General features: G+C 72.5%; 16 protein-coding genes and 1 tRNA gene. 15 read left to right on the forward strand and 2 right to left on the reverse strand.

What is annotated here, in order from left to right; translation table 11 throughout:
* The first annotated feature begins 105 nt into the window (after positions 1–105).
* From ACWAT2_RS14770 to pyk, 13 genes are all read left to right on the forward strand, one after another.
* Positions 106–1,962: an ABC transporter ATP-binding protein gene (locus tag ACWAT2_RS14770; RefSeq protein WP_480049072.1), complete on the forward strand. Its 1,857-nt coding sequence runs from the start codon at positions 106–108 to the stop codon at positions 1,960–1,962.
* Complete coding sequence (locus tag ACWAT2_RS14775; protein WP_480049054.1) at positions 1,959–3,860, forward strand: ABC transporter ATP-binding protein; 1,902 nt, start codon at positions 1,959–1,961, stop codon at positions 3,858–3,860. The genes ACWAT2_RS14770 and ACWAT2_RS14775 overlap by 4 nt, the downstream gene beginning before the upstream one ends.
* A 43-nt stretch (positions 3,861–3,903) precedes the next feature.
* Positions 3,904–4,296 (forward strand): phosphoribosyl-AMP cyclohydrolase, encoded by a 393-nt coding sequence (gene hisI / locus ACWAT2_RS14780; protein WP_480049055.1) that lies wholly within the window; start codon positions 3,904–3,906, stop codon positions 4,294–4,296.
* Positions 4,293–5,900, forward strand: coding sequence for an anthranilate synthase component I (locus ACWAT2_RS14785; RefSeq protein ID WP_480049056.1), 1,608 nt, complete (start codon positions 4,293–4,295; stop codon positions 5,898–5,900). The genes hisI and ACWAT2_RS14785 overlap by 4 nt, the downstream gene beginning before the upstream one ends.
* Complete coding sequence (locus ACWAT2_RS14790) at positions 5,897–6,475, forward strand: Trp biosynthesis-associated membrane protein (protein WP_480049057.1); 579 nt, start codon at positions 5,897–5,899, stop codon at positions 6,473–6,475. The genes ACWAT2_RS14785 and ACWAT2_RS14790 overlap by 4 nt, the downstream gene beginning before the upstream one ends.
* 40 nt (positions 6,476–6,515) lie before the next feature.
* Complete coding sequence (locus ACWAT2_RS14795) at positions 6,516–6,794, forward strand: HGxxPAAW family protein (RefSeq protein ID WP_480049058.1); 279 nt, start codon at positions 6,516–6,518, stop codon at positions 6,792–6,794.
* 154 nt (positions 6,795–6,948) lie between these two features.
* The gene (trpC, locus tag ACWAT2_RS14800; protein WP_480049059.1) at positions 6,949–7,773 is read left to right on the forward strand and encodes an indole-3-glycerol phosphate synthase TrpC; all 825 of its coding nucleotides are present in this window, start codon (positions 6,949–6,951) and stop codon (positions 7,771–7,773) included.
* A gap of 74 nt (positions 7,774–7,847) precedes the next feature.
* Entirely contained in the window at positions 7,848–9,143 is a 1,296-nt protein-coding gene (gene trpB / locus ACWAT2_RS14805) for a tryptophan synthase subunit beta (protein ID WP_480049060.1), read from the forward strand.
* Positions 9,140–9,973, forward strand: a complete 834-nt coding sequence (gene trpA / locus ACWAT2_RS14810) for a tryptophan synthase subunit alpha (protein WP_480049061.1) — start codon at positions 9,140–9,142, stop codon at positions 9,971–9,973. The genes trpB and trpA overlap by 4 nt, the downstream gene beginning before the upstream one ends.
* A gap of 5 nt (positions 9,974–9,978) precedes the next feature.
* Entirely contained in the window at positions 9,979–10,989 is a 1,011-nt protein-coding gene (gene lgt, locus ACWAT2_RS14815) for a prolipoprotein diacylglyceryl transferase (protein WP_480049073.1), read from the forward strand.
* 125 nt (positions 10,990–11,114) lie between these two features.
* Complete coding sequence (gene gltB / locus ACWAT2_RS14820) at positions 11,115–15,683, forward strand: glutamate synthase large subunit (protein WP_480049062.1); 4,569 nt, start codon at positions 11,115–11,117, stop codon at positions 15,681–15,683.
* Positions 15,676–17,142, forward strand: a complete 1,467-nt coding sequence (locus ACWAT2_RS14825; protein ID WP_480049063.1) for a glutamate synthase subunit beta — start codon at positions 15,676–15,678, stop codon at positions 17,140–17,142. Before gltB ends, ACWAT2_RS14825 begins: the two co-directional genes overlap by 8 nt.
* A 77-nt stretch (positions 17,143–17,219) precedes the next feature.
* A complete protein-coding gene (gene pyk / locus ACWAT2_RS14830) occupies positions 17,220–18,659 on the forward strand; it encodes a pyruvate kinase (RefSeq protein ID WP_480049074.1) in 1,440 nt (479 codons plus the stop codon).
* Positions 18,660–18,736: 77 nt separating this feature from the next.
* On the opposite strand, the gene ACWAT2_RS14835 is transcribed toward pyk, so the two are convergent.
* Positions 18,737–18,813: transfer RNA gene (locus ACWAT2_RS14835), tRNA-Leu, on the reverse strand.
* Positions 18,814–18,944: 131 nt separating this feature from the next.
* Here ACWAT2_RS14835 and ACWAT2_RS14840 point away from each other — a divergent pair.
* Positions 18,945–19,610, forward strand: a complete 666-nt coding sequence (locus ACWAT2_RS14840) for an ANTAR domain-containing response regulator (protein WP_480049064.1) — start codon at positions 18,945–18,947, stop codon at positions 19,608–19,610.
* Positions 19,611–19,712: 102 nt separating this feature from the next.
* Positions 19,713–20,414, forward strand: coding sequence for an N-acetyltransferase family protein (locus ACWAT2_RS14845; RefSeq protein ID WP_480049065.1), 702 nt, complete (start codon positions 19,713–19,715; stop codon positions 20,412–20,414).
* Positions 20,415–20,448: 34 nt separating this feature from the next.
* On the opposite strand, the gene ACWAT2_RS14850 is transcribed toward ACWAT2_RS14845, so the two are convergent.
* Positions 20,449–20,874: a hotdog fold thioesterase gene (locus ACWAT2_RS14850; RefSeq protein ID WP_480049066.1), complete on the reverse strand. Its 426-nt coding sequence runs from the start codon at positions 20,872–20,874 to the stop codon at positions 20,449–20,451.
* Positions 20,875–20,950: the final 76 nt, after the last annotated feature.

Consider the following 20,950-nt stretch of genomic DNA (forward strand, 5'->3'; position numbering starts at 1 on the left):
CTAGGATCGATTCGATCCTGACGACGACTGCGAGGTTCTGCCGTGCCCGACCCAGCCCGACCGTCGGCCCTGACCGGGTCACGACTGCGCCGTGGCGCCGCTCTGATGTGGCGCGGGATGCAGGTGGAGCCGCGCCTGTACGTGCTGGCGGTCCTCGCCTCGGCGGTGTTCGGCGCGACGACCGTGGCGGTCAGTCGGGCGGTCGGCTGGGCCACCGACACCGTCGTCGTCCCGGCCGTCGCGGGCGACGTCGAGGCGCAGGGGAACATCTGGGTGGCCGGCGCGGTGCTGGCCGCGGTCGCGCTGACCCTCGCGGTCTCCGTCGCCGCCCGGCGCATCTGGGCCGGCTGGGGGTTCGTGGGGATCCAGGCGGAGCACCGACGGGGCCTCACCGCGCAGTTCCTGCGGCTGCCGATGTCGTGGCACCGCGCGCACCCGGCGGGCCAGCTCCTGTCGAACGCCAGCGCCGACGTCGAGGCCGCCACGGGCGTGTTCAACCCCCTGCCGTTCGCCCTCGGCGTCGTGGTGATGATCGTGGTCGCCACGGTCATGCTCCTGCTCATCGACCCCTGGCTGGCCGCGGCGGCACTCGTGGTCATCCCCGCGACGATCGCCGCGAACCTCGTCTTCCAGCGGTACATGGACCCCGTGGCCACCCGCGCGCAGCAGCTGCGGGCCGACGTCGCCGACGTCGCGCACGAGTCCTTCGAGGCCGCGCTCCTGGTCAAGTCCCTCGGGACCGCGGACCGCGAGGAGGCGCGCTTCGCCGCGCGGACCGACGAGCTGCGGCGCGCGAACGTGCGGGTCGGGGTGGTCCGGGCCGTCTTCGACCCCGTCATCGAGCTGCTGCCCAACCTCGGCACCCTGCTGGTCCTGGGGGTCGGCGCGTGGCGGGCCGCGACGGGTGCGGTCGGCGTCGGTGACGTCGTCACGGCGGCCTACCTGCTGACCCTCATGGCCGTCCCCGTGCGCGCCTTCGGCTGGGTGCTGGGGGAGCTGCCGCGCGGTCTCGTCGGCCACGACCGCATCTCGCGGGTGCTCGACGCCCGTGGCGCTCTCACCACCGGTGATGCTCGGCTGACGCCTCGCGGGGACGGGCTCGCCGTGCGGCTCGAGGACGTCGGCGTCGGCGTCCAGGTCGCCGGGCGGCCCGTGACGCTGCTGGAGGGGATCGACCTCGACGTCCCGTCAGGTGCGACCGTCGCGGTCGTCGGACCGACCGGTGCCGGCAAGACGACCCTGGTGTCGCTGCTGAGCCGCTTGTCGGACCCGACGCACGGCCGGGTGCGGCTCGACGGCACCGACGTGCGCGACCTCGCCGTCGGCGAGGTGCCCGCCCAGGTCGCCCTGGTCGCCCAGCAGACTTTCGTCTTCGAGGACACGGTGCGAGCCAACGTCACGCTCGCCGACGACGTGTCCCCCGACGTGGACGCCCAGGTGTGGGAGGCGTTGCGCCTCGCCCGTGTCGACGACGTCGTGCGGGCGCTCCCGGGCGGGCTGGACGCGCCGCTGGGGGAGCGGGGCGCCAACCTCTCCGGCGGGCAGCGCCAGCGGCTCGCCATCGCCCGCGCGCTGGTCCGCCGGCCCCGGCTGCTCGTGCTCGACGACGCCACCAGCGCCGTGGACCCACGCGTCGAGCAGGAGATCCTCACCCACCTCTCGGCCTCGACCGACGGCCGCCGGTCGACGACGGTCGTCATGGTGGCCTACCGGATGTCGTCCGTGACGATGGCGGACGTCGTCGTGCACCTGGACGCCGGACGCGTCGTCGACGTCGGCACACACGCCGAGCTGCTGGCACGGGACGCGGGCTACCGCGAGCTCGCCACGGCGTACGAGGCGGAGACGGCACGCCGTCGCCGCGAGGAGGCGGACGAGCAGGCCGTCGAGGACGTCACCGAGGGGTTCGACCGCGTGCCTGACCTCGAGGCCCGCACCGACGACGAGGAGGCCGTCCGATGAGCGACTCCCGGATCGCGACCGCGAGCGACCTCGGCGTGCTCGCCACGCTGCGCCGCGGGCTGGAGATCTCGCCGCAGATCGTCCAGGGTCTGTGGCTCACCCTCGCCGTCGCGGTGGTCGCCGCCGCAGGTCGGGTGGTCGTGCCGCTCGCGGTCCAGCGGACGGTGGACGACGGCCTGCTGGCCGACGGCGGACCCGACGCCGGGCGGATCGCGGTGCTCACCGGCGTCGCGGCCGCGGCCGTCGTGGTCGCCGGGCTGTGCACCGCGATGGTCAACATCCGGCTGTTCCGGTCCACGGAGGCGGGCCTGGCCGAGCTGCGCGTGAAGGCGTTCCGGCACGTCCACGACCTGTCCACGCTCTCGCAGGGCTCGGAGCGGCGCGGAGCGCTGGTCTCGCGGGTCACGAGCGACGTCGACACGATCTCCCACTTCGTGCAGTGGGGCGGCATCATGCTGCTCGTCTCGTGCCTGCAGATCGCGGTGGCCACGGTGCTGATGGCGGTCTACTCGCCGGCCCTGACGGTCGTGGTGTGGCTCTGCTTCGTGCCACTGTTCCTCGTCCTGCGCCGCGCGCAGCGGTCCGTCGGGGAGCGCTACGCCCTGGTGCGGGCCAAGATCGGGTCGCTGCTGGGTGCGGTGTCCGAGGCGGTCGTGGGAGCGGAGACGGTTCGCGCCTACGGCGTCGCCGAGCGCACCGGCCGGCGCATCGACGTGGCCGTCCAGGAGACCCGCCGGGCGCAGGGCCGTGCACAGGTCCTCGTCGCGACGGTGTTCTCCTCCGGCACTCTCATGGCCAACCTCGTGCTGGCCGTCGTCGTGGTCGTGGGCACGTACCTCGGTATCGGTGGCGGGCTCACGGCCGGACAGCTCGTCGCGTTCCTGTTCCTCGTCCAGCTCTTCACCGGGCCGGTGCAGATGGCCACGGAGATCCTCAACGAGCTGCAGAACGCCGTGGCGGGCTGGCGCCGGGTCATCGCCGTCGTGGACACCCCGCTCGACGTGGTGGATCCCGCCGACGACGTCGTCGACGGGTCCGACGCCGCGGCCCGGTCGCCGCGCGGGGACGCCCACGTCGCGCTGCGCGGTGTGCGGTTCGGCTACCCGGACGGGCCCGAGGTGCTGCACGGCGTCGACCTCGACCTGCCGGCGCGCCGCAAGATCGCCGTCGTCGGGCAGACCGGGTCGGGCAAGACGACGATCGCCAAGCTCGTCACCCGGCTGATGGACCCGACATCCGGCGCCGTCGAGCTGGACGGCGTCGACCTGCGCGACATCCCGCTGGCGAGGTTGCGCGAGCGCGTCGTGCTGGTGCCGCAGGAGGGGTTCCTCTTCGACGGCACGGTGCTCACCAATGCGGCCTACGGGCTGCGGAGCACGGTGGCCGAAGCGCGGACGGAGCCGCCGACGGAACCTCTGGGCGGCCTGCAGGCCGACCCCGGCACCGACCGCGCCACCGACCCTGGCACCGACCCCGAGGTGCGGGCGCGGGTGGCCGCGGCGTTCGAGGCGCTCGGGATCGCGGAGTGGGTCGCCGGTCTGCCCGGCGGCCTCGACACCGACGTGGGGCAGCGGGGCGAGTCGCTCTCGGCGGGCGAGCGCCAGCTCGTGGCCGTGGCCCGCGCCTACCTCGCGGCCCCCGACCTGCTGGTCCTCGACGAGGCGACGTCCGCCGTCGACCCCGCCACCGAGGTGCGGATCGCGCGCGCTCTGGACGCGCTGACGTCCGGGCGCTCGACCATCACGATCGCCCACCGGCTCTCGACCGCCGAGGCGAGCGACCTGGTGGTCGTGGTCGACGACGGGCACGTCGTCGAGGTCGGACACCACACCGACCTGGTGGCCCAGGGCGGCGTCTACGCGCGCATGCACGCGAGCTGGGTGGCCCAGACCCGCTGAGACGACGGCGGGGCGCCGCTCTGTGCCGTGAAATGATGCAGGCGTGCAGAACCGCAGCGCCCTGGACCCCGCCATCGCCGACCGCCTCAAGCGTGACGACCACGGTCTCGTCGCCGCCGTCGTGCAGCAGCACGACACCGGCGACGTGCTCATGCTCGGCTGGATGGACGACGAGGCGCTGCACCGCACGCTCACCGAGGGCCGCGTGACGTTCTGGAGCCGGTCGCGCGGCGAGTACTGGCGCAAGGGCGACACCTCCGGGCACTACCAGTACGTGAAGTCGGTCGCCCTCGACTGCGACGGCGACGCCCTGCTGGTGCGCGTCGACCAGGTCGGCGCGGCCTGCCACACCGGCACCCACACCTGCTTCGAGGCCGGCGGGCCGCTGCCCGCGTCCGTCGGTCACCGTCCCGAGACCACCGAGGAGAACCGGTGACCACGACCCCCGCCACCACCGCCCCCGCAGCCGCCGTCGCCCCCACCGCCGACGAGCTCACCTGGGGACGCACGTGGCCGGCGCTGGACACCTTCCGCGAGCTGGCACGTACGCGCCGCGTGGTGCCCGTGGTCCGCAAGGTCCTGGCGGACGACGTCACCCCTGTCGGTCTCTACCGCACCCTCGCCGCGGGTCGCCCGGGGACGTTCGTGCTGGAGTCGGCCGAGGTCGGCGGTGCGTGGTCGCGCTGGTCCTTCGTCGGCGTGGACTCCCGGGCGACGCTCCTGTCGTCCGACGGACGGGCGCAGTGGCGGGGAGACGTCCCGGCGGGCATCCCCACCGAGGGCGACGTGCTCGAGGTCCTCGGTGCGGCGCTGGAGGCCCTGCGGACCGAGCCGATCGAGGGGCTGCCCCCGTTGACCGGCGGCTTCGTCGGCGCCATGGGCTGGGACATCGTGCGGCACTGGGAGCCGACGCTGCCGAAGACGGCCCCCGACGAGCTCGACGTGCCCGAGGTCGCGCTGTCGCTGGCCACCGACCTGGTGGCCGTCGACCACCACTCCGGGTCCGTGTGGCTCGTGGCGAACGCGATCAACGCTGACGGCACCGACGAGCGGGTCGACGAGGCGCACGCCGACGCGGTGGCACGCCTCGACGCGATGGCCGACCGGCTGGCCGCACCGGCTCCGCCCGTGCGGACCGTCCTCGCGGACGACGTCGTCGAGCCCGAGCTGGAGTTCCGTTCGACGCGCGACGAGTTCGAGGACGCCGTGCGCGCGGGCCAGGAGGCGATCCGCGACGGCGAGGTCTTCCAGGTCGTCCTGTCCCAGCGCCTGGACCTCGACTGCCCGGCCGCGCCGCTCGACGTCTACCGTGCGCTGCGCACGATCAACCCGAGCCCCTACATGTATTACTTCCAGCTCCGGGACCACCGGGACCGCGACTTCGCGGTGGTCGGATCCAGCCCGGAGACGCTGGTCAAGGTGGACGGCGACCACGTCACGACGTACCCGATCGCGGGGTCGCGGCCGCGGGGGGCCACCGTCGAGGAGGACGTGGCGCTCGCCGAGGAGCTGATCGCCGACCCCAAGGAACGTGCCGAGCACCTCATGCTCGTCGACCTGTCCCGCAACGACCTGGTGAAGGTGTGCGAGCCGACGTCGGTCGAGGTCGTCGAGTTCATGGCGACGCGCCGCTTCAGCCACATCATGCACCTGTGCTCGACGGTCGTGGGGCGGCTGCGCCGCGGCGCGACGGCGCTGGACACCCTGCGGGCCACGTTCCCGGCGGGGACGCTGTCCGGCGCCCCGAAGCCCCGCGCGATCGCGCTCATCGACGAGCTGGAGCCGGCGTCGCGCGGCATCTACGGCGGTACGTGCGGCTATCTCGACTTCGGGGGCAACCTCGACATGGCGATCGCGATCCGGACGGCGTTCCTGCGCGACGGGCGCGCCTCGGTCCAGGCCGGGGGTGGGATCGTGGCCGACTCGGTCCCGGCCCTGGAGTACGCCGAGTCGCGCAACAAGGCGGCCGCGGCGGTCCGGGCGGTCCAGCTCGCCGCGCGGTTCGCCGACCTCACCGCGGGGCCGGAGTCGCAGCGATGATCCGTTCCCGCGGCCGCTCCGTGGTGCTGCTGCTCCTGCTCGGCGGGGCGGTCTTCGCGGTCTCGGCGCCGGTGTGGTTGAGCACGGCGGTCGCCACGGCGCTCGAGCCCGAGGTGGCGATCGAGGTCACCGGCACGACGGCGGCGCCCGCGGTCAGCGCTGCGGCCTTCGTGACGATCGCCTGCGCGCTGGCGGCCACGCTGGCGGGTCGGGTCGCCCGGCGCATCGCACTGGCCGTGGCGACGCTGGCCGGGCTCGTCGTGGTGGCGGGCACCGTCGGGGTGCTCATCGACGTCGAGGGTCCGGCGGTGACGGGCGCGGCCGACGCGGCCGGGGTGACCACGCTGACGGCCCCCGTCGACGTGACGCCGTGGCCCTGGATCACGGTGGCCGTGGGTATCGGGGTCGTGGTGGTCGGAGCGCTCGCCCTCGCGGGTGCCGGTTCGTGGTCCGCCACGGGCGGGCGTCACGAGCGGGCGGGGGTCGCGGACGCGCCGGGACCCGACGCCGAGCCGGACGCCCAGGCGGACTGGGACGCGCTCTCCGGCGGCGCCGACCCCTCCGCGGACCGGTAGTGTTGACCCAGCATCACGCGACGAAAGGCTTTCCCACACCATGACCGAGAACCGCACCGCCGAGGTTTCGTACCTGCCTGAGGCGGTCCCTCCGACGAACCACGGCCACACCGTCGCGGCCTGGACCGCGATGATCGGCGTGATGCTCGGTGCCGCGATCTCCGCGGTGGGCTGCCTGCCGGGCGTCCCGTTCGCCCTGTTCTGGGTCGGTCTCGTCGTCGCCGTGGCGGCCTGCGTCGTCGGACTGGTCCTGCGGAACATGGGATACGGCCAGGCCAAGGCCGGCGTCGAGCCCCGTCGCACGGGCTCCGGCCACTGATCTTCGGCGTCTCGCCCGCACCCCGTCCGGGGTGCGGGCGTCGTGCTGTCCGGGCCTGGGGTGCCCGGCGGTCCGTCTCGTCACTCGGGCGGTGGTCAAGGGGTTCGCGTGCCCGGCCTACCATGGCAGGACACGACCGGGGGAGGGGAGAGACATGACAGTCCTGGAGGACATCGTCGCGGGAGTCCGTGAGGATCTCGCCGTGCGTCAGGAACGTACGTCGCTCGACGAGCTCAAGGAGCGCGCGGCGCGCGTGCCCGGAGCGCTCGAGTGCTGCAGCCGGCTGCTGTCGGAGGACAAGGTCGCCGTCATCGCCGAGGTGAAGCGGTCGAGCCCTTCCAAGGGAGACCTCGCGCCCATCGCCGACCCGGCAGCGCTCGCCGCCGAGTACGCGGCCGGTGGGGCGAGCGTGATCTCCGTCCTGACGGAGCAGCGCCGCTTCGGCGGCAGCCTCGCCGACCTGGACGCCGTCCGCGCCCGGGTCGACGTCCCCGTCCTGCGCAAGGACTTCGTCGTCACGCCCTACCAGGTCTGGGAGGCGCGGGCGCACGGCGCCGACGTCGTCCTGCTCATCGTGGCCGCCCTGGAGCAGACCGTGCTGACCTCGCTCATCGAGCGGGTGCACTCCCTGGGGATGACCGCGCTCGTAGAGGCCCACACCGCCGACGAGGTGGGTCGAGCCCTCGACGCGGGCGCCCGGGTCGTGGGGGTCAACGCCCGTGACCTGAAGACGCTCGAGGTCGACCGCAGCACGTTCGCCCGGCTCGCTCCGCTCATCCCGGACGACGTCGTCCGCATCGCGGAGTCCGGTGTGCGGGGTCCGCACGACGTCATGGAGTACGCGCGGGCCGGCGCCCATGCGGTGCTGGTGGGCGAGGCGCTGGTGACCGACGGCGCGCCGCGCCGGTCGGTGGCCGACCTCGTCGCGGCGGGTCAGCACCCGTCGCTGTGGTCGGTGCGTCCGGCCGCGCAGCCCTGACCGGCACGCACCTAGCGGCGGTCCCGCCGACCGCCCCCGTCCTCGTCCGACCCCCCCGCCCCGAAGGAGCGACCGTGCCCGACCAGCCCGTGCGCGACGCGCTGACCGAGACTCTGGCCCACCAGGTAGCCGGCAAGCTCGCCGACGTCCAGGGACCGTACTTCGGTCAGTTCGGCGGCCGATACGTGCCTGAGGCACTTATTGCCGCCCTCGACGAGCTCGAGACGGAGTTCCGCAAGGCCCAGGGCGATCCCGCCTTCGCCGCCGAGCTCGCGCGGTTGCACCGCGACTACACCGGTCGCCCGTCGCCCGTGACCGAGGTGCCGCGGTTCGCCGCGCACGCCGATGGCGGTTCGGGCGCCGTGCGGATGTTCCTCAAGCGCGAGGACCTCAACCACACCGGGTCGCACAAGATCAACAACGTGCTCGGCCAGGCCCTGCTCGTGAAGCGGATGGGCAAGACGCGGGTGATCGCGGAGACCGGCGCCGGCCAGCACGGCGTCGCCACCGCCACCGCCGCCGCGCTGCTCGACCTCGAGTGCGTCGTCTACATGGGCGAGGAGGACACGCAGCGGCAGGCTCTCAACGTCGCCCGCATGGAGCTGCTCGGCGCGACCGTCGTCCCCGTCGCGATCGGCACCAGGACGCTCAAGGACGCGATCAACGAGGCGCTGCGCGACTGGGTCACGAACGTCGAGAGCACCCACTACCTGCTGGGCACGGTGACGGGGCCGCACCCGTTCCCCGAGATGGTCCGCGAGTTCCACCGGATCATCGGCGAGGAGGCGCGCGAGCAGGTCCTCGACCGGATCGGCCGCCTGCCCGACGTCGTGGCCGCCTGCGTGGGCGGGGGCTCGAACGCGCTCGGTCTGTTCAACGCGTTCCTGGACGACGTCGACGTCGCGCTCTTCGGGTTCGAGGCCGGCGGCGAGGGCATCGAGAGCGGGAGGCACGCCGCGCGCTTCTCCGGTGGTGCCCCGGGCGTGCTGCACGGGGCGCGCTCCTACCTGCTCCAGGACGACGACGGCCAGACGCGGCCCAGCCACTCGGTCTCCGCCGGGCTCGACTACCCGAGCGTCGGGCCCGCGCACTCGTGGTTGCACGACATCGGCCGGGCGACCTACGAGCCCGTCACCGACGACGAGGCGATGGAGGCCTTCCGGCTGCTGTGCCGCACGGAGGGCATCATCCCGGCCATCGAGTCCGCGCACGCCCTGGCGGGCGCGCTGCGCGTGGGCCGACGCCTCGCCGACGAAGGACGCACCGACCAGGTCCTCCTCGTCAACCTGTCCGGTCGCGGTGACAAGGACGTGGCGACCGCCGCGCGCTGGTTCGGACTGCTCGACGCCGACGGCGAGGGAGAGAAGTGAGCACCGTGACGACGTCGCGCACCGAGGCGTGCCTGGAATCCCTGCGGACGCAGGGTCGCCCGGCGCTCGTCGGCTATCTCCCCGTCGGGTTCCCCGACGTCGCCCGCTCGGTCGAGGCCGTCGTGACGATGGTCGACGCCGGAGTCGACGTCGTCGAGATCGGCGTGCCCTACACCGACCCGGTGATGGACGGCCCGGTCGTCCAGGCGGCCGCCGAGGCCGCGCTGACCGCGGGTGCGCGCGTGCGCGACGTCCTGCAGGTCGTCGAGGCCGTCGGTGGGCGCGTCCCCGCGCTGGTCATGTCCTACTACAACCCGCTGCTGCGCTACGGCGTCGACGCGTTCGCACGCGACCTGGCCTCGGCCGGCGGCGCGGGTGTCATCACCCCGGACCTCATCCCCGACGAGGGCGCCGAGTGGAGTGCCGCCGCTGACGAGCACGGCCTGGACAAGGTGTTCCTCGTCGCGCCGAGCTCCACGCCGGAGCGGTTGCGCCTGACGGCCGCCGCGTCCCGCGGGTTCGTCTACGCCGCTTCGACGATGGGCGTCACCGGTGTCCGTGACGCTGTCGGGCACCGTGCCGAGCAGCTCGTCGCGGACACGCGGGCCGCCGGTGCGCCGTACGTCAGCGTCGGCCTCGGCGTCTCGACGGGCGACCAGGCGGCCGAGGTGGGTCGGTACGCCGACGGTGTCATCGTCGGCTCGGCCCTCGTGCGCACGCTGCTCTCGGACGACCCGTGGTCCACGCGGCTCGATCGACTGGGTAAGGTGACCGGCGAGCTCGCGGCAGGCGTCGCGCGCTCCCGCACCAGCCCCGGAGGATCCTCGTGACCGTCATGACCTCGCTCGCGGCCTCGATCCCGAGCCCGTCGCAGCACACCTGGCATCTCGGTCCGCTGCCGGTCCGGGCCTACGCGCTCGCGATTCTCGTGGGGATCGTGGTGGCGGTCTGGCTGACCACGAAGCGCTGGAAGGCTCGCGGCGGCGACCCGGACGACGTCCTGGACATCGCCTTCTGGGCCGTCCCGTTCGGCATCGTCGGCGGACGTCTCTACCACGTCTTCTCGACGCCGGACCCCTACTGGGGCGAGAACGGCGACCCGGTCAGGGCCCTGTACATCTGGGAGGGTGGCCTCGGGATCTGGGGTGCCGTCGCCTTCGGTGCGATCGGTGCCTGGATCGGGTGCCGTCGCAAGGGGGTGCGGCTGTCGTCCTTCGCCGACGCCCTCGCCCCTGGTCTGCTGATCGCCCAGGCGATCGGCCGACTGGGCAACTGGTTCAACCAGGAGCTCTTCGGCGCTCCGACGACGCTGCCGTGGGGTCTGCAGATCGATCCGGCCTACCTGCCGATCGACCCGGCCACGGGTGCGCAGTACGCCGAGGGCACGCTGTTCCACCCGACCTTCCTGTACGAGATGCTGTGGAACCTCGCAGCGGCGGCCCTGTTGATCTGGCTCGACCGCCGGTACAGGCTCGGTCATGGAAGGGTATTCTGGGCTTACGTCGCGATCTATACGCTCGGTAGGGTGTGGATCGAGATGCTCCGCATCGACACCGCCGAGATGGTGCTCGGGCTGCGGCTGAACGTCTGGACGTCGATCCTCCTGGGCCTCGGGGCCCTGGTCGCCTTCGTCCTCATCGGTCGGCGGCACCCCGGACGCGAGGACGGTGTGTGGCTTCCGGGCCGTGCACCGCAGGACCCGGCGGCCGTCGAGACGGAGACCGAGACCGATGACGCTCGCGCCGGTTCGGACGACGTCCCCGATCCCGGTGCGGACGTCACTGACACGACCGACACGGATTCGCGTCCGGTCGGGTCCGACCAGGACCCGGCACCGCGCTCCTGACGGTTCGCCCCTGGTCGACCACCGGGGGAGCGCCGACAGATTTGTCCCGACGGGCCGACGACGTCCCGAACCACCTTAGGAAGAAAGTCGCGCCCGCAGTGCGGGCGTGCAGGAGGACGGTGTTGATGACCACGCCGCAGCACTGGGTCGCGCCCCCCGAGGCACAGGGCCTCTACGACCCCGCGTCCGAGCACGACGCCTGCGGGGTAGCCTTCGTCGCTACCCTGCGAGGCACTCCCGGCCGCGACATCGTCGACGCCGGCCTGACCGCCCTGCTCAACCTCGACCACCGCGGAGCGGTGGGCGCCGAGGAGGACAGCGGCGACGGCGCCGGGATCCTCACGCAGATCCCGGACGCGTTCCTGCGCGACGTGGTCGACGCCGAGCTCCCGCCGGCCGGGCAGTACGCCATCGGCATGGCCTACCTGCCTCAGGACGCCGCCGAGGCCGACGACGTCGCACGCCGGTTCGAGGCCATCGCGGCCGAGGAGAAGCTCGACGTGCTCGCGTGGCGCGACGTCCCCGTGACCGCCGACCTCGTGGGGCCGACCGCCCGGGCGTCGATGCCGACGTTCCGCCAGGTCGTCGTGGTGGACCCCGCGCGCGAGCTCTCGGGCGTCGCGCTCGACCGCCGCGCGTACCGGCTGCGCAAGCGTGCCGAGCACGAGCTGGACCTGTTCCTGGCCTCGCTCTCCGCCCGCACCGTGACCTACAAGGGCATGCTCACGACGGCGCAGCTCGAGCCGTTCTTCCCGGACCTGTCGGACCCGCGGTACGCCTCGGAGATCGCTCTGGTCCACTCGCGCTTCTCGACGAACACGTTCCCGTCGTGGCCGCTGGCCCAGCCGTTCCGGCTGATCGCGCACAACGGCGAGATCAACACCGTCAAGGGCAACCGCAACTGGATGGCCGCCCGTGAGGGCACGCTCGCCAGCGACACGCTCGGCGACCTCGCGCCCCTGCTGCCCGTCTGCAGCGAGGGGTCGAGCGACTCGGCCAGCTTCGACGAGGTGCTGGAGCTGCTGCACCTGTCGGGCCGGTCGCTGCCGCACTCGGTGCTGATGATGATCCCGGAGGCATGGGAGAACCACGCCGAGATGGACCCCGCCCGCCGGGCGTTCTACCAGTACCACGCGAACCTCATCGAGCCGTGGGACGGGCCCGCCTGTCTCACCTTCACCGACGGCACCCTCATCGGTGCCGTGCTCGATCGCAACGGCCTGCGTCCGGGACGCTTCTGGGTCACCGAGGACGGCCTGGTCGTGCTCGGCTCCGAGGCCGGCGTGCTGGACCTGGACCCTGCGACGGTCGTCCGCAAGGGCCGCCTGGAGCCGGGGCGCATGTTCCTCGTCGACACCGCCCAGGGCCGCATCGTCGAGGACGACGAGGTCAAGTCGCAGCTCGCCGCCCAGCGTCCCTACGCCGAGTGGATCGAGCGGAACTCGATCGAGCTGTCGTCCCTGCCCGAGCGGGAGCACATCGCGCACTCGCCGGCCTCCGTGCAGCGCCGCCAGCGCGCCTTCGGCTACACGTCCGAGGAGCTCAAGGTCATCCTCACCCCGATGGCGAACGCGGGCGCGGAGCCCCTGGGCGCCATGGGCTCGGACACCCCCGTCGCGGTGCTCTCCAGCCGCCCCCGGCTGCTGTTCGACTACTTCACGCAGATGTTCGCCCAGGTGACCAACCCGCCGCTGGACGCCATCCGCGAGGAGCTGGTCACGTCCATCGGCGGGGCGATCGGTCCTGAGCCCAACCTGCTGGACGACTCGCCGGCGCACGCCCGCAAGCTGCTGCTGCCGTTCCCCGTCCTGGACAACGACGAGCTCGCCAAGATCGTGCGCATCGACCGCGACGAGCGGCTCGAGGGCGAGTTCCGCGCCGTCATCGTGCGTGGTCTCTACGACGTCTCGGGCGGCGGTCGCGCCCTCCAGGAGCGCCTCCAGGAGATCTTCGACCAGATCGACGGCGAGATCGAGGCCGGCGCGACGCACATCGTGCTGTCGGACCGGGACTCGGACGCCGAGCGCGCGCCGATCCCGTCCCTGCTCCTGACCAGCGCCGTCCACCACCACCTGCTGCGCCGCCAGACCCGCACGCGGATCTCGCTGGTGGTCGAGGCCGGTGACGTGCGCGAGGTGCACCACGTCGCGCTCCTGATCGGCTACGGCGCGGCCGCGGTCAACCCGTACCTGGCGATGGAGACCGTCGAGGACCTGGCGCGACGCGGGTACCTGCAGGTGTCGCCGGACCAGGCCGTCACGAACCTCATCAAGGCGCTCGGCAAGGGTGTGCTCAAGGTGATGTCCAAGATGGGCATCTCGACGATCATGTCCTACCGGGGCGCACAGGTCTTCGAGGCCGTCGGGCTGTCGCACGAGCTGGTCGAGGACTACTTCACGGGCACCACCAGCCGGCTCGCCGGCATCGGTCTCGACGTCATCGCCGCGGAGACCGCGGCGCGGCACACCGAGGCGTACCCGGCGTCGGGCAACCACATCCCGCACGAGCGTCTGACGACCGGTGGCGAGTACCAGTGGCGCCGCGACGGCGAGGAGCACCTCTTCGACCCGGAGACGGTCTTCCGGCTGCAGCACGCGACCCGCAGCGGCCGCATGGACATCTTCCGGCAGTACACCCGGCGCGTCGACGAGCAGTCGGAGCGTCTGATGACGCTGCGCGGCCTGCTGCGGTTCACCCCGGAGCGCGAGCCGGTCCCGCTCGACGAGGTCGAGCCGGTCAGCGAGATCCTCAAGCGGTTCAACACCGGTGCCATGTCCTACGGCGCGATCAGCCAGGAGATGCACGAGACGCTGGCCGTCGCGATGAACCAGGTCGACGGCCGGTCGAACTCCGGCGAGGGCGGTGAGGACCCCGAGCGCCTCTACGACCCGCAGCGGCGCTCCCGCGTCAAGCAGATCGCCTCCGGGCGCTTCGGCGTGACGAGCGAGTACCTCACGCAGGCCGACGACATCCAGCTCAAGCTCGCCCAGGGCGCCAAGCCGGGCGAGGGCGGCCAGCTGCCCGGCCCGAAGGTGTACCCGTGGGTCGCGCGGACCCGACACTCCACGCCTGGCGTCGGCCTCATCTCGCCGCCGCCGCACCACGACATCTACTCCATCGAGGACCTCGCCCAGCTCATCCACGACGCCAAGAACGCCAACCCGTCGGCGCGCGTCCACGTCAAGCTCGTCTCCGAGTTCGGCGTCGGGACCGTGGCCACGGGCGTGTCCAAGGCGCACGCGGACGTCGTCCTGATCTCCGGGCACGACGGCGGCACGGGCGCGAGCCCGCTCACGTCGCTCAAGCACGCGGGCACCCCGTGGGAGATCGGTCTGGCGGAGACCCAGCAGACGCTGGTGCTGAACAACCTGCGCGACCGCATCACGGTGCAGGTCGACGGCCAGATGAAGACCGGTCGCGACGTCGTCGTGGCCGCGCTGCTCGGCGCCGAGGAGTTCGGCTTCGCGACCGCCCCGATGGTGGTCTCGGGCTGCATCATGATGCGCGTGTGCCACCTCGACACCTGTCCGGTGGGCGTGGCCACGCAGAACCCCGAGCTGCGCCGACGTTTCACGGGCAAGCCGGAGTTCGTCGTGAACTTCTTCGAGTTCATCGCCACCGAGGTGCGCGAGCACCTGGCGGCCCTGGGCTTCCGGTCGATCGAGGAGGCCGTCGGCCAGGTCCGCGCTCTCGACACCCGCAAGGCCGTCGACCACTGGAAGGCGCAGGGTCTCGACCTCGCGCCGGTGCTGGAGTTCGTCGAGCCGCCGGCGGGCTCGTCGCTGTACCGCACCCAGGTGCAGGACCACGGCCTGGACAAGGCGCTCGACCAGGAGCTCATCGCCCGCGCCAAGGAAGCGCTCGAGGACGCCCGCCCCGTGCGGATCGAGGTCCCCGTGCGCAACGTCAACCGGACGGTCGGCACCATGCTCGGCCACGAGGTGACCAAGCGTTACCACGGTGAAGGCTTGCCCGACGACACGATCGACGTCGAGCTGACCGGCTCGGCCGGTCAGTCGTTCGGGGCGTTCCTGCCCCGCGGCGTGACGCTTCGCCTCTTCGGCGACGCCAACGACTACGTCGGCAAGGGCCTGTCCGGCGGACGCATCGTGGTCCGCCCGGACCGCGCCGCGGTGCTCGAGGGCGCCGCCAACGTCATCGCGGGCAACGTCATCGGCTACGGCGCGACGTCGGGCGAGATCCTGCTGCGCGGTCGCGTCGGCGAACGCTTCGGCGTGCGCAACTCCGGCTCGACGCTGGTCGTCGAGGGCGTGGGTGACCACGGCTGCGAGTACATGACCGGCGGCGAGGTGCTGGTCCTCGGACCGACGGGCCGCAACTTCGGCGCTGGCATGTCCGGCGGTGTGGCCTACGTGCTCGACCTGCGCGCGGCCGCGATGAACACGACGTCCGTGGCGTCCGGCGAGCTCGTCGTCGGACCGCTCACGGACCAGGACTGGGACCGGGTGCGCGCCCTGCTGGAGCGCCACCGCGACGAGACGGGCTCGCCGGTCGCGGCGGGCCTGCTGGACGACGAGTCGTCCCGCGAGCGGTTCAGCCGCGTCCTGCCGCCGGTGTGGGCCAACGTCCGCGCGGCGCTGGCCGAGGCGGACGCGGCGGGCACGCCGCTGGGCGAGGGCGACGACTTCGACCCGTCCCTGTGGGAGCGAATCATGGAGGTGGCCCGTGGCTGATCCCCGCGGATTCATGAAGGTGCGGGAGCGCGAGCTCCCGCCGAACCGTCCGGTCGAGGTGCGCCTGCACGACTGGAAGGACACCCACGCGCTGCGCGAGGACGGTCAGCCGTACCTCAAGGAGCAGGCGGGGCGCTGCATGGACTGCGGCATCCCGTTCTGCCACCAGGGCTGCCCGCTCGGGAACCTCATCCCCGAGTGGAACGACCTCGTGCGCACGGACCAGTGGGCCGACGCGATCGAGCGGCTGCACGCGACCAACAACTTCCCGGAGTTCACCGGTCGTGTCTGCCCGGCTCCCTGCGAGTCGAGCTGCGTGCTGGGCATCAACCAGCCCGCCGTGACGATCAAGAACATCGAGGTCTCGATCATCGACGAGGCCTTCGAGCGCGGTCTCGTGGTGCCACAGGTCCCGCAGCGGCTCACGGGCTCGACGGTCGCCGTCATCGGTTCCGGTCCGGCAGGCCTGGCCGCGGCCCAGCAGCTCACCCGCACGGGGCACACCGTCGTGGTGTACGAGCGCGACGACGCCATCGGCGGTCTGCTGCGTTACGGCATCCCCGACTTCAAGCTGGAGAAGGTGCACATCGAGCGCCGTCTGGCCCAGATGGAGGCCGAGGGCACACGGTTCCGCACCGGGGTCGAGATCGGCAAGGACATCACGTGGGACGCGCTGCGCCGGCGGTTCGACGCCGTCGTCGTCGCCACCGGTGCGACGGTGCCGCGCGAGCTGCCCGTGCCCGGTCGTGACCTGGCCGGCGTGCACTTCGCGATGGACTTCCTCACACCGGCGGGCAAGGCCGTGGCCGGCCGACCGGTCGAGGGCGCGCCGTCGGCCGAGGGCAAGCACGTGATCGTGATCGGCGGCGGCGACACCGGCTCCGACTGCGTCGGGACCTCCCTGCGCCAGGGTGCGGCCAGCGTGACCACGCTGGCCATCGGCAAGCGGCCACCGTCGGAGCGCCCCGAACGCCAGCCCTGGCCGACCGACCCGATCCTCTTCGAGGTCTCCTCCTCGCACGAGGAGGGTGGCGAGCGCCGCTTCCTGGCCTCCACGGTGGAGTTCCTCGGTGACGACGAGGGTACGGTGCGTGCGCTCAAGGTCGCCGAGACGGAGTACCTTGAGGACGGACGACGGGTGCCGAAGGCGGGCACCGAGCACGAGATCCCCGCTGACCTGGTGCTCATCGCGATGGGCTTCACCGGCCCGGAGACGCCGGACCTCGTCGCCCAGACGGGGGCCGAGACCACGAGCCGTGGGTTGGTGCGCCGCGGCGACGACTACGCCTCGACGGTGCCGGGGGTGTTCGTGGCCGGCGACGCAGGCCGTGGGCAGTCGCTCATCGTGTGGGCGATCGCCGAGGGCCGCGCCGCGGCCGCCGCAGTAGACACGTTCCTCCAGGGGACGACCGAGCTGCCCGCTCCGGTGGGCCCGCGCACGGTTGCCCTGAGAGGATGAGAGAGAACCCGGGCGCCGTGCGGCGCCCGGGCCTGGTCCCGGCCGTGCCGGGACCGTACGACGACGAGGCTGGAGACATGCGCAGAGCGAAGATCGTGTGCACCATCGGACCCGCGACGGCGTCCCCGGAGAAGCTCCGGGAACTGGTCGACGCAGGCATGGACGTGGCCCGGATCAACCGGAGCCACGGCGAGAAGTCGGAGCACGAGGCCGTCTACCACGGTGTGCGCACGGCGGCGAAGGACGCCGGCCGCAACGTCGCCGTCCTGGTGGACCTGCAGGGGCCGAAGATCCGGCTCGGCCGGTTCGCGGACGACGAGAAGCACTTCCTGAACGAGGGCGACACCTTCACCATCACGACCGAGGACGTCGTCGGTACCCGGGAGCTGGTCTCGACCACTCACCAGGGCCTGCCGAACGACGCACGGGTCGGCGACCCGATCCTCATCGACGACGGCAAGGTCCGTGTGCGGGTCACCGCCGTCGAGGGTCCCCGCGTCGTGACGACGGTGGAGATCCCGGGCCCGGTGTCGAACAACAAGGGTCTGAACCTTCCCGGCGTGGCCGTCTCGGTCCCCGCGCTGAGCGACAAGGACACCGACGACCTGCGGTGGGCGCTGAACCTCGGTGCCGACATCATCGCGCTGTCGTTCGTGCGCAACGCCGCCGACTACGACGACGTCCGCCGGATCATGGAGGAGGAGGGACGCGTCGTCCCCGTCGTCGCCAAGATCGAGAAGCCGCAGGCGGTGGAGAACCTCGAGGAGGTCGTCGCCGCGTTCGACGGCTTCATGGTGGCCCGCGGCGACCTCGCCGTGGAGATGCCGCTCGAGCAGGTCCCGCTGGTGCAGAAGCGCATCATCGAGCTCGCACGCCGCAACGCCAAGCCGGTGATCGTGGCGACTCAGGTGCTCGAGTCGATGACCACGAGCCCGCGCCCGACGCGTGCCGAGGCCTCGGACTGCGCGAACGCGGTGCTCGACGGCGCCGACGCGGTCATGCTGTCGGGGGAGACCTCGGTCGGTGACTACCCGATCGTCACGGTGCAGACGATGGCCTCCATCATCGAGGCGACCGAGGAGCTGGGCCGGGAGCGCATCGCGCCCCTCGGCTCGACCCCGCACACCCGCGGTGGCGTCATCACCCGGGCTGCCGCCGAGATCGGTGAGACGCTGGGTGTGAAGTATCTGGTGACGTTCACGCAGTCGGGCGACTCGGCGAAGCGCATGTCGCGCCTGCGCTCGGGCATCCAGCTGTTGGCCTTCACCCCCGAGGAGTCGGTGCGCAACGTGCTGGCGCTCACCTGGGGCACGACGTCCTACCTCGTGCCCGAGGTCGACTCGGTCGACGCCATGGTGAGCCAGGTGGACCAGACGCTGCAGGCGAACGGCCTGGCCGAGGTCGGCGACCGCGTGGTCATCGTCTCCGGCGCGCCGGTCGGCGTGCCCGGCACGACCAACTCGATCCTGGTCCACAAGGTCGGCTCGAGCACCGACGCGCGTGGCGTCGCGGTCTGACGACGTCTCGGGGCGGTTGTCCTGAGCGGTACGCGGCAGGGCCCGCACCCCGTGGGGTGCGGGCCCTGCCGCGTCTGTGGTGCCCCGGGTGGGACTCGAACCCACACTGGATCGGGTTTGAGCCGATTGCCTCTGCCGATTGGGCTACCGGGGCATGAGGCTGGGGTTATCGAACCACATGGTGCACCCGTGGCCCAACCGGTCTCGCGCGCCTCGGCCAGGGTGCGGACGGTCACACCGGCGCGGGGGGTGAAGTGCGCGCGACCTGGGCGTGCGGGGTCTACGATGGCAACCGTGACCGACGAGAAGCTGCCGCTCGACCTGCCCCCGCTGATCGACCAGGAGCCCGCCCCGACGCCTGAGGCGCCGGCCAAGCCCTCGCGACGCGCCGTGGTCGCCGAGGACGAGGCCCTGATCCGCATGGACGTCGTCGAGACCCTCCAGGAGGCGGGTTTCGACGTGGTGGGTGAGGCCGGTGACGGCGAGACCGCCGTGCAGCTCGCGGTGGAGCTCAAGCCCGACGTCGTGGTGATGGACGTCAAGATGCCCGAGCTGGACGGCATCTCCGCCGCCGAGCGCATCGGCAAGGCCCACGCGGCCCCGGTGGTGCTCCTGACGGCGTTCTCCCAGACCGAGCTCGTGGAGCGGGCCCGTGACGCGGGCGCCATGGCGTACGTCGTCAAGCCCTTCACCCCGGCGGACCTGCTGCCCGCGGTCGAGATCGCGATCTCGCGCTACCAGCAGATCGGCGCGCTGGAGTCCGAGGTCGCCGACCTCCAGGAGCGCTTCGAGACCCGCAAGCGCGTGGACCGCGCGAAGGGTCTGCTCATGACGAAGATGGGCCTCAGCGAGCCGGAGTCGTTCCGCTGGATCCAGAAGACGTCCATGGACCGGCGCCTCACCATGCGCGAGGTGGCCGACGCCGTCATCGATCAGGTGGGCGGCGCCTGACAGACATTGTGCGACTCCCCGGCGACCGGCTATGGTCACCGGGGAGTCGTGATCTTTTCGTGACCTGTCGGCCGACGGGTCGACGTCGTCGAGGGAGTGTCGATGCGAGCTGGGATCGAGGTGCGGGCCGCTGACGAGGGTGACCTCGAAGCGGTCGCCGAGCTGGTGGCGATCACGGGTCCGGAGGGTGGTACCGCTGCCACCGCCGACCCTCGTCGGCTCTGCGAGCACCTGAGCGTCCTCATCGCCTCCGGCGGCGAGGTCCTGGTTGCCCTGGACGACGACCAGGTGGTCGGGTTCCTGCTGGCGCGTGTCCTCGGCCCGCGGCTCTACGCCACGACCCCCAGCCTCTACGTCGACGCGATCATGGTCGCCCCGACGGCACGACGCCAGGGTGCCGGCCGGGCGCTGCTGGCCGCCGTCATGGAGCTGGCGCGCGCTGCGGGCGCGGAGAACGTCTACTGCGCCCCGGCCCCCGGCGCGCGCGAGATGCACCGATTCCTCGCGCAGCTCGGGTTCGCACCCGCAGCCGGGCACCGTGTCGTCGCGACGACGGCGCTGGAACGACGGCTCGCCCAGGAACCGGCCGGTGGCCCGACGGTCATCCGTCGCCGCGACGGCGTCCGACGCCGCAGGGACGCGACCCGTGCGGCGATCGAGGACCTCGTGGCCAGGCGCCGACGGGCGCGCGAGGCCGGCCTGCCGACCGGACCGGTCGACCTGAGGGCGTTCCAGGCTCAGCACGCCGCCGAGGAGGCGGCCCTGCGGAACGCTCAGCGCGAGCCGAGCTCGTCCGCCTCCTGACCTCGGGGCGGCTCTGCGAGCCGCCCGTCGTCGGTCAGCCGGCGTCGAGGATCATGCAGGTGAGTCGCGCCGTGGCGACCCGTCGGTCCGCGTCGTCCACCACGACGATCTCGTAGGCGGCCGTCGTGCGGCCCCGGTGGATCGCCGTCGCGGTGCCGTGAACCCGCCCGTCCCGCAGCCCGCGGTGGTGCGTGATGTTGAGCTCGATCCCGACGGCGGCGCGTCCCTCGCCCGCGTGCACCTGGGCGGCGACGGATCCGAGGGTCTCGGCGAGCGCGGCGGTCGCACCGCCATGAAGGAGTCCTGCCGGCTGGGTGTTGCCCGCCACGGGCATGGAGCCCTGCGTGGTCTGCGCCCCCACCTCCGTGAGCTCGATCCCGGTGCGTTCCAGGAGGGTGCCGGCAGCAGCCTGGTTCCAGTCGGCGACGGTGCGGGGGCGGCTCGGCGTCGTGTCGGTCATGCGGGTTATGTTGGCACAGCAGGTCACAGCGGTTGGGATCTGGCCGCGTGAGCGCCGATCCGGCCGCGGTGCGGTC

This window comes from Isoptericola sp. GX10416, assembly GCF_056590155.1.